Raw genomic sequence first — 12,416 nt, forward strand, 5'->3', positions numbered from 1 at the left:
ATCCAGCATGTTCAACGCTTTTGTGCAAACCAGATGACATGGCGTGGCCCCTTGCCATTGTCGCGCGCGCGCACGGCGACTTCATCGACCGCAAATCCGGCGCTGGACAGGCGGCGGGTGAAGGCATCGTCCGACCCTGCCGACCAGACCGCGAGGATGCCGCCCGGCGTAAGCGCCGCCCGCGCCGCCGCCAGTCCCGTCGCGCTGTAGAGCCGGTCGTTGGCGGCGGCGGTCAGGCCGTCCGGGCCATTATCGACGTCGAGCAGGATGGCGTCATAACAGGCGCGTCCCGCGGCGATGACGGGGACGACATCGCCCATCCGCAGATCGACGCGCGGGTCATCAAGGCAGCCGTCGGCCAATTCCGCCATCGGCCCGCGCGCCCAGTCGATGATTTCGGGCACCAGTTCCGCGAGCGTGATGCGCGCATCCTGCCCCAATACGCCGAGCGCCGCGCGCAAGGTGAAGCCCATGCCATAGCCGCCGATCAGCAGATGGGGGGCCTTGCGCCCCGCCAGCCGCTCGATCGTCATCAGCGCCAGCGCCTTTTCGGAGCCGCTCATCCGACTGCTCATCAATTCATTGCGGTCGAGCACGATCATGAAATCGCTGCCACGCCGGTACAGCATCAGTTCCTGCCCCCCAGGCACGGCGGCAGACCCCAGAAATTCGCGCGGCGTCATGATCGATCCTTTGGTGATGGCGTTGTGGCGCGCATGGCAGCTTGGCGTGCGTCGCGCAAATGCTACGGCGCGTCGCACGGCATGGCATGTGGGCGGCGGCGATGCTATCGGCCCTGTCCTATCGGACACGGACAAGGCAGTTCTTCTTTTCATGCGCTATTTTCTCGACACCGAATTTAACGGCTTTGGCGGCGTGCTGATCAGCGTCGCGCTGGTGCCCGAACATGCGGATGATGAGGAATTTTACGTCTCGCTGCCGCTGCCCGACGATGTCGAACCCTGGGTGGCGCAGCATGTCGTCCCCTATCTGCGCCATGTGCCGCCGGGCATCGATCTGGAATTGAACCGGGTGGAGGCGGCCGACCATGTCGCGGCCTATCTGGAAGGGGATAGCGATCCCGTCATCATCGCCGATTGGCCAGAGGATCTGGCGCATTTCTGTGCGCTGCTGGTGACGGGGCCAGGGCAGATGGCGGGGGTGGATTTCGGGCTGCGGCTCGAACTGATCAACGCAGCGGGGTTCAGCGCGGCGGCCAACAGCCGGGTGCCGCACAACGCCCTGCATGATGCGCGGGCGTTGCGCGATTTCTACATGGCCGACTGACGACCGCGACGCGCGCGTTCCAATAGCCAGAGCAAGGCGCTGGCGATCAGCCAGGCGAGGGCGAAGGGCCAGGACGGGCCGGGTGCGCTGTCGCCCGCCCGGTCGGTTGCGGTTGGCGGGCGCAGCGCGAGCATGGCGGCCCGATCGCGCGCGGCGCGCATCGCGGGCAGGGCTTTGGCGGGATAGATATAGAAGGACTTGCCGGTGCCGGTCCGATGCCAGCCTGCGCTATCGGGCCAGAAGGCCGCGCATCCCTGTACTGGCAATAGGGTGGACCGCCGCCCATCGGGGCGCTCGACCGGCGTCGGGGCGGATAGGCCGCACAGGGTCAGGCGCGCGTTCGCCCAGCCGATCAGGCCAGACTGTTGCACGCCGGATGCCGGGCGGATGACGGTGCGCAGCAAGGCGTTCCACCAATCATTATGCAGCGCGCGATGGCCGGTCAGGGTCAGCGCATAGCTGTCCACGCCCGCGAACAGGGCGATGCGTCCAGTGCCGATCGCGCGCCATTGGGCGAGGGGGGCGTCACTGGCGTCCTGCAACAATGTGGGTGCCTGCGCAGCGGGGGCGAGGGGCAGGCGGCTGACATCGGGCAGCAGATCGTCAGGCGTGGCGATATCGACCGGCGCATCCGTGCTGCCGATGCCAAGACGGGTGCTGCTCAGTGCGGGCGCAGCGACTTTGGGCAGGGCAATGGGAGCGAGATCGCCGCTGCCAATGCCGAAGCCCAGCGCGCGCCATTGCGCACGGGTCGCGCCGTCGATCGGACCGCTGGGGCGCAGTATCAGGCCCAGTCCTTCGCGCGCTGCGCCGATCAGGACGCCGCGCTGTGCCGCCCAGCTGCGATCATCGACGATGGCGAGGTCGAACCGCCGCAGCGTTGCGCCGTTGATGGCGATGGCGGGATCGCCGAGTGCGATGCCGCCGCCCGCGCTCATTTGCGTCGTGACCGTGAAGCCTGCGTCGGTGGCCCAGCGGCGCAGATATTTGACCTCTGGCCCCGGTGCGGCCGCCAGGATCAACAGTCGCGGGGCGAGGCTATCGGTTACCAGCAGCGGGACGGCGGCTTGCTCGACCACGCGCTGTCCATCCCGCACGCGCAGGGTAAAGGCGGTGGTTCCGGCGGCGCGGGCGGTGCCGGTCAGGGTGAAATAGCCGTCCGCATCGGGCGTGGCGCTGTCGGTCACGCGCCCGGCGGGGTCTAGCAGGTCGATGGTCGCGCGGGGCAGGGCGGTTAGCTGGCCACCCACGCGGAACGCTTCGCCCGCCGCGACGCTGCGGGGCGGGGCGATATGGCTGATGCCGGGGCGGGGCGGGGGCGGGGGGAAGCGGACCGCGACGGCGCGCGCTGCCTCCAGATCGCGAGGGGGCAGGCCTTCGCCCAGCACGGTGATGGTGCCGACGGCGGGATGGCGGCGCAGCGCGGTGGCGAGGTCGGGGGCGTTTTCGTCGCCGCTGATGTCGCCGGCTTCAGGGAGGATGATGAGCGGGGCGCCCGGTGCTGCGGCAGCCAAGCGCGGCGTTCCGGCGGTCGCGATGCGCAGCGTGTCGCCCGTCGTCGGGGTCGGCGGTGGGAATAGCGTCAGGAATAGGAGGCCTGCGCAGAGCGGTTGAAGCAGGAGCAAGGCCGCCAGTCGCCAGGGTGCGGACGGACTGGACCGCTGCCACAGGACCAGGCGCAGCGAGGCCATCAGCACGGTGAGGATCAAAAGGGCGGCGACGATCCGTTCGATGGTCATGGGGCAGCCCCTTCGATCGCGCGAAGATAGCGCGTGCCATTGGCGTTGGGGGCCACGCGGCGGGCCGGGCGAGCGGACGGGCGTTCCATCGCCGTCCATAACAGTCCGCGCAGTTTCGCTCGGCAGGGCGTGCAGTCAGGGTCGCGCCGCACGGCGTCGAGCGCGCCCGACAGGGCCAGCGGGTCGGGCAGGCGGGCGGCTTCGCTGCGCACCCAGCGGTCCAGCGCATCGAGCGCGATCGGTCCCCGGATCGCGCCCGGCCCGTCGCCCAGTGCGCGCCAGGCGGCGGCGGCGGGGCCATCGCCGCGCTCGACGGGCGCAACCGCCAGCGTGCGGCTGGCCGCGCCTTCGCGCTTGCCGGTCATGCGGCGGCTGGGGTCGATCGGCGGGAGTTCCGGCCCGACGCGCGACAGGAAGATGCGGGTCGCCTGCTGCACCTCCTTGATGAAGCGGAGCGCGCGATAGGCGAAGGGGAGGGCGAGATCGGGATGCCCTTGCCGCAGATGCACTTCGGATTGCCACATTTCATCGACGGCGTTTTTGAGGATGGCGCGGGTTTCGGGATCGAGGCTGGAGGCGGCGCTATCGTCATGGGGATGGCCATAGTCGGCCAGCACATCTTCGGCGACGCCAAAGCCCGGCGCGGGTTGGCGCGGGGGACCATGGTCATGGCCGTCGCCGTCATGATGGGTTTCGGCGTCGGCGTCGGCGGTGGGGAGTTGCGGCTGGGCCGATTCCTCGCCGCCCAAAAACTGGCTGTAGCGGCCGCGTAAAATCTGCTGGTCGGTGCCGATGCTGGCAGAACGGGCGAGATAGCGGTCGGCGCTGAGGCGGGACTTTTGTTTGAGCAGCGCTTCGGCGTCGATGATGACCTGTCGCTGGCTGCGGAAATAGGCGGGCAGGACGGTGTTGACCATGCCCTCCAGCCCGCTGCCTTCGGGCTGCTGTGCCGATGGCCAGCGCAGGATGAGGCTGGGGCTGCGCGCTTCCTGCGGGGCAGGGCTGCGATTGTCGCGCACGATGAGTTGCACGACCATGTCGCTGCCGGGACCAAAGCCCAGCGTTCCGAAATCGAGGCGCGGCGTGAAGCGGCGGTCGCGCGCCGGGCCGCTGCCAGTGACGGCAATTTCGCGCTCGGTGAAGGTCACATTTTCGCCCTCGCCGATGGCCAGCGTGATGCGCAGCCGGGCGCTGGCGGCGACGCCATAATCGTCGGTCGCGGTGAAGGTAGGGGACCAGCTGCGCTGTCCGCGCGTCACCAGGGTCAGGCTGGCCTTCGGGCTGATGGCTTTCACCTGCGGCACGGCGTCGGCGATGGCGTCGATGCGATGGAGCGGCGGGGTCGGGCCGCGCCCGGCGGCGGGATCGACGCGGTAGAGGAAGGCGGCGTCGGCCGTGCGGCTGGCGATCCAGTCTTCGCCGTCGCGGCGCAGCGCGAGTGGCTGGCTGCCCAGCATCAGGAGGCGCGGGACGCTGGCTTGCGGATCGAAGCGCAAGGTCCATTCGAGCCGCGATCCGTGCGGCACGCGGGCGTCTAGCGACTGGGAGTCGCGCACGGGCAGGCCGGTGTAAGCGGGCGGGAGGATGCGGAGATTTTGTGCGACGAGGCGGGGGATGCCGGGCGCTGCCGCGACGCCTTCGCTGGCGGGGGCGAGGGTGGGCGGGCCTTGGCCGGGACGCGGCCAAAGCAGCGCGAGCGCGACGATGATCAGGGCAGCGATCGCGGTCAGGGCGATGCTGCGTCGCTGCCACTCGGGGGCCAGGCGGTCGGGCGTGTCGGCGTCGATCCGGGCGGTCAGGCGCGCCTGTTGCAGCCGTTGGAGCGGGCCGAGCGTGGCGTTGTCCGCGAAGAGCAGCGCGGCGCTGTCTTCCATGTCGGGGCGGCGGGCGTCGAGTGTGCGGATCAACCAGTCCTGGTCGAACCGGGCCGCCAGCCGCAGCGCGATGAGCAGCGATAGGGCCAGGCCGACCGTGAGGGTTGCGATCGCCGCGCCGACCCCCGCCAGCCGCCACGTCACGGCAGCCGCGCCGAGTGCCAGCGGCACGCCGATGGCGATGGCGTTCAGGAACGCGCGTTTGCGGGCGGGGGCCGTCCATGGACGGGTGAGGGCGGTGGCGCTCATGGCGATATGCCACGGCTGCGGCGGGTGGCGAACCAGCGTTCGGCGATCAGCAGCAGCGCGATGAGCAGCGCCAGCCAGGGGCGGAGCGGTTCGGGTTGCTGGTCATAGGCGCGTCCGCCGGGGAGCGGCGCATAGTCGGCAGCGGCGACGCGCGTGGGCGGCGAGAGAGCAGGCGCGAGCAGATGGCGCAATTGCGCGGGGAAATCGCCATCCAGCAAGACCGGCATGTCGGCGGGGCGTAGCGGCCGGGTGAAGCGGAGCCAGCCGCCCGCGCCCAGCGGTGCGCCCTCGACCAGCGGTATGCCGAGCGCATCGCGCCAGTGCGGCGCGGGGGTGCCGTTTGGCGGGGTGGCGTCGCTGGCGATCAAGGCCGTGCCGCCTTGGGTGATCCAGTCTGCGACGCTGTCGGGCAGGGTGCCGCCTGCGAGCCAGATCAGCACATGCTGGCGGTCGGGCAAGGGGCTGTCGAGCGGGGCGCTGTCGATGGGGCGTTCGGTTGGCTGCCAGCTCATCGCGGCGGCGCGCAGGTAGCGCAGGGCGGGGCGATGTGCGGCATCGAAGCGGATCGCGACGGTCGGTGTCGGGGGTGCTGTGGTGGTAGGCGAGGGCATGGTGCCGGGTCCGATGCGCCAGTCGACCTTGCGCGACAGGTGCAGGCGGGCGGCGTCCGCGCCGTCTATGACCTGCGGCGTGAGGATGGTGAGCGGCGTTGCGGCGGGGAGATCGGCGTCGAGCTGGCGGATAAGGCTGGCGAGCGGCAGGGGGCCGGTGGGTGCGGCCTCCTCGATCGGCGGAAAGCCGGGGGCGAGCCAATGGACTCGCGCATCGGCCAATTGCGCGCGATCCATCCGCGCGCCGGGCACGACCGCGACATAGGGCGTATCGTCGCCTGCACCCGACAGGACCGGCTGCGCCAGCCATAGCGCGACCAGCGCCAGCAGCAGGAGCCGGAGCAGCAGCAGCGGCCATTCGTCGAAGCGCAGGCGCGACCGGGGCCGTGGTTTCGACCGCAGCCAGCGCAGTGCGGCGAAGTCGGTCGGCAATTGTTCGCTCTTGCGCGCGATATGGATGGCGAGCGGCACCAGCAGGGCCAGCAACGCCGTCAGTGCGGCGGGAAAGAGCAGGCCGACACCCATGGTCAGACCGCCGCGAACAAGCGGCGCAGCGGCAGATCGACCGGCTCGTCCAGCATATGCGCGACATGGACCACGCCCGCCGCGTCCAGCCGGGCATGGAGCGCAGCGCGCGCTTCGCCGAAGCGGGCCAGAAATTCGGCGCGCAGGGCGACGCCATCGGCGAGCAGTTCCTCGCCGGTTTCGGGATCGCGAAAGCGATAGCCGCCGCTGAAGGGGAAATCGCGTTCGGCGAGCGTCAGCATCTCGACCACCAAAGTCTCGCGCCCGGCGGCGGCCAGTTTCTCGACCAGCGCGACCGCGCCTTCGTCGAAACAATCGCTGAGCAAGATGACCAGATCATGCGCGCCGATTCGCTCCCACACGGGAGCAAGCTGCTCTTCGGGCGGGAAGCCGGTGGCGGTGCGCAGCGCCAGCAGGTCGAGCAGCAGCCGGTCGCGCTGGCGCAGGCCCGTGGCGGGGGGGAGTAGGGTCAGGCCTGCATCGCCCAGGGCCATCAGCCCGAACCGGTCGCCCTGCTGCATCGCCAGTTCGCCGATCGAGGCCGCCATCGCCTTGGCGGCGTCGAAGCGGCTATAGTCGGGGCGGCCCGCATCGGCCTGGCCCATCGAGGCGCTGGCGTCGATCACTATCCAGACCGCGACCGGGCTTTCGCGCTCGGCTTCCCGCACGAAGAATTTGTCCGACCGGGCGTAGAGTTTCCAGTCGATCTGGCGCAGTTCGTCGCCCGGTTCATAGGCGCGATATTGGGCGAATTCCAAACCCGCGCCGCGACTGTGGCTTTGGTGTAGGCCGATGCCATGCTGCCCGACCGCGCGCCGCGTGACGAGGCGCAGGCCTTTCAGCCTGCGGCGGACATCGGCGGGGATCAGGTCGGCCATGGTGCGCGATCAGGCGAGCGGCACGGCGCGCAGCAGCGAGGCGATGACATCGTCGGCGCTGCGCCCCTCGGCCTCGGCCGCGAAGGACAGCAGCAAGCGATGGCGCATCACCGGCGCGGCCAGCGCGACAATATCGTCGCGAGTGGCGGCGAGGCGGCCCTGCAACAGCGCGCGCGCCTTGGCGGCCAGGATCAGCGACTGGCCCGCGCGCGGCCCGGCGCCCCATTTGACATAGCGGGCGATGTCATCGGGCGCGCCGTCGCCGGGGCGGCTGGCGCGGATGATCCGCGTCACCCAGTCGAGCAGCTCGTCGCCGAAATGCACGTCGCGTACCAGCTTCTGCAGCGCCAGCACTTCCTCGCCCGCCATCACGGCGGGGACGGTGCCGGGCTTGGACCCGGTGGTTTGCGCCAGGATCGCGCGCTCCTCCGCTTCGCTGGGATAATCGACGCGGATATGCAGCAGGAAGCGGTCGAGCTGGGCTTCGGGCAGGGGGTAGGTGCCGGCCTGCTCCAGCGGGTTCTGCGTCGCCAGCACGAAGAAGGGGGCGGGCAAGCGGTGCGTGACGCCGGCATAGCTCACCGTCTTTTCCTGCATCGCCTCCAGCAGCGCCGCCTGCGTCTTGGGCGGGGTGCGGTTGAGTTCGTCGGCGAGCAGCAGGTTGGTGAAGACCGGGCCGGGCTGGAAACGGAAGCTGCGATGGCCGGTGCCATGGTCCTCCTCCAGCAATTCGGTGCCCAAAATGTCGCTGGGCATCAGGTCGGGGGTGAACTGGACGCGGCGAAAGTCGAGCTTCAACGCTTCGCCGAGCGAGCGGACGAGCAGGGTCTTGCCAAGGCCCGGCACGCCTTCGAGCAGGCAATGGCCACCAGCGAGCAGGCCGATCAGCAATTGTTCGACCACATCGGCCTGGCCCACGATCGCCTGACCGATCGCCGCGCGCAATTGGGTGAGCGCGGCCAGGCGCGTCTGGATTTCGGCTTCGGTGAGGTCGGTCATTGGCTTCCTAACTTAAAGGCCGTCATCCCCGCGCAGGCGGGGATCCATCTCCGGCGCTATCTCTTGGCGCGCTGGTGGGAGATGGGTTCCCGCCTGCGCGGGAATGACGAAGGCAAAGGGCAGAACGAGGATCAAACCGACAGCGCATACATTACGATATTGACCGCAAATTTGGTGTTGTCTTCGGCCAGGAAGCGTTTGTTGCGCCAGTCATAGTCCCATTCGCAGCCATAATCCTTGTTGCTGTAGAGAACGCCCAGTCGGCCATTTACCTCTATCCCCTTGAGATAATCATGGACCAGATCGTCGCCCCAGCCATTGAGTTCGAGGCCGGTATTGGGTGGCCCGTCGAAGGTGAAGAAGCTGCGATAGAGGCCATGGTTTTTGGGCAGCGTCTTCATCGCCTTGGCCCCGAAAATCCTGGCCATCTGCGCTTCGAACGAGCGGGCGAACAGGCCGTCAATGTCGTGATTGCAATCGTCCACCAGAACGAAGCCACCATTGCGGACATAGCGTTCGAAATTGCGCCGCTCGGCGGGTGAGAACTCGACCAGTTTGTGCCCGGCGAGATAACAGAAGGGCGCGGTCAGCATCTTGGGGTCCGACAGGGCGAGGACATGCTCCTTCGGATCGACCCGCAAGGTCGTATAGTCGATCAGCGAGGTGATGACGTTGGACGGCATCCGCTGATCGACATCCCAGTCGCCTGAATCATAGCGCAGGCGGGTGAACCAGAAATCATAGCCTCCGGCTGCCGCGAGCGGACGGGCCAGCAAGGCGCTGGCCAGGCCACCTGCCATCAGCCGGAGGAAATCGCTGCGGGTCATGTGCCGAACATTACCGATCCTCCCTGGAAGGGGAGGTGTCTGGCGTAGCCAGACGGAGGGGTGTCACGCTATCGATAGGGTGACACCCCTCCGTCAGCACTTCGTGCTGCCACCTCCCCCGCCGGGGGAGGATCGTCCATCTGGTAACCGTCAGCGCCAATATTACACCGCGTCCGAGAGCGAAGTGAAGGTGAAGTCGCGCAGTTTCATCGGCGGGACCATGATGTTCATCGATACTTCGTCGGGCGGCACGCGGACGGGTTTGCCGAGTTCTTCGACATTGTTGAGCATGATCACCGGGCTTTCGTTGAACCGGAAATTCTTGATCGGATATTTGATCTGCCCGTTTTCGATATAGAAGGTGCCATCGCGGGTCAGGCCGGTCAGCAACACCGTCTGCGGATCGACCATGCGAATATACCAGGTGCGGGTGACGAGCACGCCGCGCTGGGTTGAGCGCACCAGTTCGGCGGTCGACTTGGTGCCGCCCGTCATCAGGATATTGCCCATCTGGCCGACAGGTGCTTTCCCCTGTTTCTGCGCCCAATAGCGGCTGTAATCCAGCGCGACGACCTTGCCGTCCTTGACCAGGTCCATGCGCTTGCGCGGCACGCCCTCTTCGTCCCAGGGCAGGCTTGGTGCGACCGGATCCCAGGGGTCGGTGTAGAAATTGACCTGCGGCCCGAACACCTGCTGGCCGATCTTGTTGCCGCCGCCTGCCTTGGACAGGAAGCTGCGGCCTTCATCGGCTTCGCGCGCGCCAAAGAAGTTGAACATGAAGCCGATCAGCCCGGCGGCGGCCATCGGTTCCAGAATGACGGTATATTTGCCCGGTTCCAGCGCCCTGGCTTCAGACGAGGCCGATGCCTTGCGCATCGCGATCTGGATATCATCCTCGACCTTGAAGCGGGTGGCGTCCTGCGTATCGGTGCCGACCCAGCCCGATCCCCGGCCATCCTGCGTGCGGACGGTGCAGGTATAATCCAGCACGGTCGAACGCTGATAGCCGAAATTGCCCTTGCTGTTGGCGAAAGCGACGAAGCTCTGGCCATCCTCCAGGAAACCGGCGGCGATCAGATTCTGCGCCTTGCACGCCGTGATCGAGGCGGCGGCGACCTTGGCCCGATAGACGGGGGTGATTGCAGCGGTTGCTTCGCTGAAGGTCGGGCTGGTCTTATAGACCTGCTTGTCCACGGCAGGCATGAATTCCGGGTTTTCCGGGGCGAGCTTGGCTAATTCTTCGGCGCGGCGCACGACTCGTTCGAGCGAGGCGTCGTCAAACTGGTTGATCGTGGCGATGCCGACCCGCTTGCCATAGGCGACCTGGACCTGAAGGTCGGTGTCGTCGGTCAGGCCGGCGGTCGAGACATTGTTGAGCGCAAAGCGCACATTGCCCTGAATCTGGCCGGTCAGTTGCGCGGTGCATTCGTCGGCTTTCGACATGGCGACCACTTTGGTCAGAATGTCCTTCGCCTGTGCTTCGGTAAAGATGCCCATTATACTAACTCCCCTGAGCGATCAGCCGAGCGAACGCGCGGTGTTGATGACGTTGATGCCGTCGAAGCGGGTGGTCGATGACCCGTGCGACACGGCGGAAACCTGCGAAGGCTGTCCCTTGCCGTCGAAGAAGGAGCCGAACATGCGATAGTCGCTGGAATCGCAGATCGCCGAGCAGGCGGCCCAGAATTCGGGCGTTCTGATCTGATAGGCGACATCCTCCAGAGGCTGCGTGATCTTGCCGTTCTTGATCTCGTAGAAGAGCGTGCCGCCGAACTGGGCGTTGTAGCGCTGCTGATCGATCGAGAAGGAACCGCGGCCCAATATGTAGATGCCATCTTCGACATTGCTGATCATGTCGGCGACGCTCATCTTGTCCTTGCCGGGTTCCAGCGAGATGTTGGCCATGCGCTGGAACTGCACGTTGGACCAGCTATCGGCATAGGAGCAGCCGTCGCTTTCGCTCTTGCCCTCGATATGCGCCTGATCGCGGGTGGCCTGATAGCCGACCAGCTTGCCGTTGCGGATCAGATCCCACTTTTTGGTCTTCACGCCTTCATCGTCATAGGCGACCGCGCCCAGGCTGCCTGGCTGCGTCTTGTCGGCGACGATGTTGACCTTGTCGCTGCCATATTGGAAATTGGCCTTGAGCTTGTCCATCGTCGCGAAGCTGGTGCCGGCATAATTGGCTTCATAGCCAAGCACGCGATCCAGTTCGAGCGGATGGCCCACCGTTTCATGAATGGTGAGGCCCAGATGATTGGGGTCGAGCACCAGATCATATTTGCCAGGCTTGACCGATTTGGCGGTCAGCTTCTCGCGCGCTTGTTTGGTCGCGGCGATCGCGTCTTCCTTCATGTCGTAGGACATGCCGTAGCTGATGATACCATTGGGACCGACGGTCTTGTCTGCCGCGCGACCGTCGAGATATTCAAAGCCCAGGCCCATGGGCGCGGACAGACCGTCGCGGACGCGGAACTTGCCGGTCTTCTTGTCGACGGCGGTGACCTCCATCGGAGCCCAGATGCGATGGACATCCTGGTCGATATAGCTGCCATCGGTGCTGGCAAAATATTTCTGCTCGTTCACCAGGAACAGGATGGAACTGATGAAGTCCGCGCCTGCATCCATGGCAGCGGCGTTGACGCCCATCAGCAGGTCGACCTTGTCCTTGATCGGCACGGTCATGCTGTTCTTGGCGATCGGCGTGCGCCAGGATACTTCGCCGACGCCCTTGACCGGGGCGAGCTGGACCGGCGCGGTCTGGGTCGGTGCGTTCGCCTTGGCGATGGCGACGGCCTGCTGCGCGGCCTTGGCCACGGCATCGGTGGTCATCGCATTGGTGGCGGCAAAGCCCCAGGCGCCGTCGGCCAGAACGCGGATGCCAACGCCGCTCGATTCGGTGTTGACGACATTTTCGACATTGCGTTCGCGGGTGATGACGAACTGGCGCAGGTAGCGGCCGACGCGCACGTCGCAATAGGATGCGCCCGCGCTCTTGGCGGCGTTCATCGCGGCGTCGGCCAGCGCCTTCTTGACGGCGACGTCGATCGCGCTGTTCAATTCTTCGGCGGCAATGACCTTGCCGAACATCGATGGGAGGATAATCCCCCCGACACCCATGGCCCCAAAAGCCAGAAAATCACGTCTGTGCAAGGTTCGTCTCCCACCTGCGGAACGCCCGCATGATGCGGGTCGGATAGTGATTGGGAAGCGGCCGGTCGGCCGTCCGATGCGGGGGATCATCGCCGTGTGGACGCGGCGGGTCAAATATCTTTTACATTCGAACAACATGGGGGTCGCCGCTTTCGACATATGACATCTGTCGAAAGCGGCTGGCCAGAGGGATGCAAGCGCTCCAGTCGCGCGGGTGCGCGAAACGAAAGACGCGCGCGGAAAGGCGTTCCCCCGCAAGGGGTTGATCTGTTCG

At 66.8% G+C, this 12,416-nt stretch carries 10 protein-coding genes; 1 reads left to right on the plus strand and 9 read right to left on the minus strand.

Annotation, left to right across the window (positions count from 1 at the left end; translation table 11 throughout):
• Window positions 1-11: 11 nt before the first annotated feature.
• Entirely contained in the window at window positions 12-683 is a 672-nt protein-coding gene (locus SxD43FB_RS06020) for a spermidine synthase (protein WP_096061412.1), read from the minus strand.
• Between the two features lie 151 nt (window positions 684-834).
• Between SxD43FB_RS06020 and SxD43FB_RS06025 the strand changes: the two genes are divergently transcribed.
• Complete coding sequence (locus SxD43FB_RS06025) at window positions 835-1,287, plus strand: hypothetical protein (protein WP_037478656.1); 453 nt, start codon at window positions 835-837, stop codon at window positions 1,285-1,287.
• Here the strand turns inward: SxD43FB_RS06025 and SxD43FB_RS06030 are convergent.
• The 8 genes from SxD43FB_RS06030 to SxD43FB_RS06065 all read right to left on the minus strand — a co-directional run bounded on the left by SxD43FB_RS06030 (window position 1,272) and on the right by SxD43FB_RS06065 (window position 12,142).
• Window positions 1,272-3,026, minus strand: coding sequence for a hypothetical protein (locus SxD43FB_RS06030; RefSeq protein ID WP_096061413.1), 1,755 nt, complete (start codon window positions 3,024-3,026; stop codon window positions 1,272-1,274). The two genes, SxD43FB_RS06025 and SxD43FB_RS06030, sit on opposite strands and share 16 nt — an antisense overlap.
• The gene (locus SxD43FB_RS06035) at window positions 3,023-5,149 is read right to left on the minus strand and encodes a DUF4175 domain-containing protein (RefSeq protein ID WP_096061414.1); all 2,127 of its coding nucleotides are present in this window, start codon (window positions 5,147-5,149) and stop codon (window positions 3,023-3,025) included. The genes SxD43FB_RS06030 and SxD43FB_RS06035 overlap by 4 nt, the downstream gene beginning before the upstream one ends.
• Window positions 5,146-6,285: a BatA domain-containing protein gene (locus tag SxD43FB_RS06040; RefSeq protein WP_096061415.1), complete on the minus strand. Its 1,140-nt coding sequence runs from the start codon at window positions 6,283-6,285 to the stop codon at window positions 5,146-5,148. The genes SxD43FB_RS06035 and SxD43FB_RS06040 overlap by 4 nt, the downstream gene beginning before the upstream one ends.
• A 2-nt stretch (window positions 6,286-6,287) precedes the next feature.
• Complete coding sequence (locus SxD43FB_RS06045) at window positions 6,288-7,163, minus strand: DUF58 domain-containing protein (RefSeq protein ID WP_096061416.1); 876 nt, start codon at window positions 7,161-7,163, stop codon at window positions 6,288-6,290.
• 9 nt (window positions 7,164-7,172) lie between these two features.
• Window positions 7,173-8,162, minus strand: a complete 990-nt coding sequence (locus SxD43FB_RS06050; RefSeq protein ID WP_096061417.1) for a MoxR family ATPase — start codon at window positions 8,160-8,162, stop codon at window positions 7,173-7,175.
• A 131-nt stretch (window positions 8,163-8,293) separates the two neighbouring features.
• The gene (locus SxD43FB_RS06055; protein WP_037472263.1) at window positions 8,294-8,989 is read right to left on the minus strand and encodes a DUF4159 domain-containing protein; all 696 of its coding nucleotides are present in this window, start codon (window positions 8,987-8,989) and stop codon (window positions 8,294-8,296) included.
• Between the two features lie 162 nt (window positions 8,990-9,151).
• Window positions 9,152-10,486, minus strand: a complete 1,335-nt coding sequence (locus tag SxD43FB_RS06060) for a TldD/PmbA family protein (protein ID WP_096061418.1) — start codon at window positions 10,484-10,486, stop codon at window positions 9,152-9,154.
• 21 nt (window positions 10,487-10,507) lie between these two features.
• The gene (locus tag SxD43FB_RS06065) at window positions 10,508-12,142 is read right to left on the minus strand and encodes a TldD/PmbA family protein (protein ID WP_096061419.1); all 1,635 of its coding nucleotides are present in this window, start codon (window positions 12,140-12,142) and stop codon (window positions 10,508-10,510) included.
• Window positions 12,143-12,416 lie beyond the last annotated feature (274 nt).

This window comes from Sphingobium sp. D43FB, assembly GCF_002312805.1.
Lineage (GTDB): Bacteria > Pseudomonadota > Alphaproteobacteria > Sphingomonadales > Sphingomonadaceae > Sphingobium.

Bases quoted from the DNA above. Each gene is read 5' to 3' on its own strand.
- SxD43FB_RS06020 (WP_096061412.1), bottom strand. From the start codon at position 683: ATGACGCCGCGCGAATTTCTGGGGTCTGCCGCCGTGCCTGGGGGGCAG.
- SxD43FB_RS06025 (WP_037478656.1), top strand. From the start codon at position 835: ATGCGCTATTTTCTCGACACCGAATTTAACGGCTTTGGCGGCGTGCTG.
- SxD43FB_RS06030 (WP_096061413.1), bottom strand. From the start codon at position 3,026: ATGACCATCGAACGGATCGTCGCCGCCCTTTTGATCCTCACCGTGCTG.
- SxD43FB_RS06035 (WP_096061414.1), bottom strand. From the start codon at position 5,149: ATGAGCGCCACCGCCCTCACCCGTCCATGGACGGCCCCCGCCCGCAAA.
- SxD43FB_RS06040 (WP_096061415.1), bottom strand. From the start codon at position 6,285: ATGGGTGTCGGCCTGCTCTTTCCCGCCGCACTGACGGCGTTGCTGGCC.
- SxD43FB_RS06045 (WP_096061416.1), bottom strand. From the start codon at position 7,163: ATGGCCGACCTGATCCCCGCCGATGTCCGCCGCAGGCTGAAAGGCCTG.
- SxD43FB_RS06050 (WP_096061417.1), bottom strand. From the start codon at position 8,162: ATGACCGACCTCACCGAAGCCGAAATCCAGACGCGCCTGGCCGCGCTC.
- SxD43FB_RS06055 (WP_037472263.1), bottom strand. From the start codon at position 8,989: ATGACCCGCAGCGATTTCCTCCGGCTGATGGCAGGTGGCCTGGCCAGC.
- SxD43FB_RS06060 (WP_096061418.1), bottom strand. From the start codon at position 10,486: ATGGGCATCTTTACCGAAGCACAGGCGAAGGACATTCTGACCAAAGTG.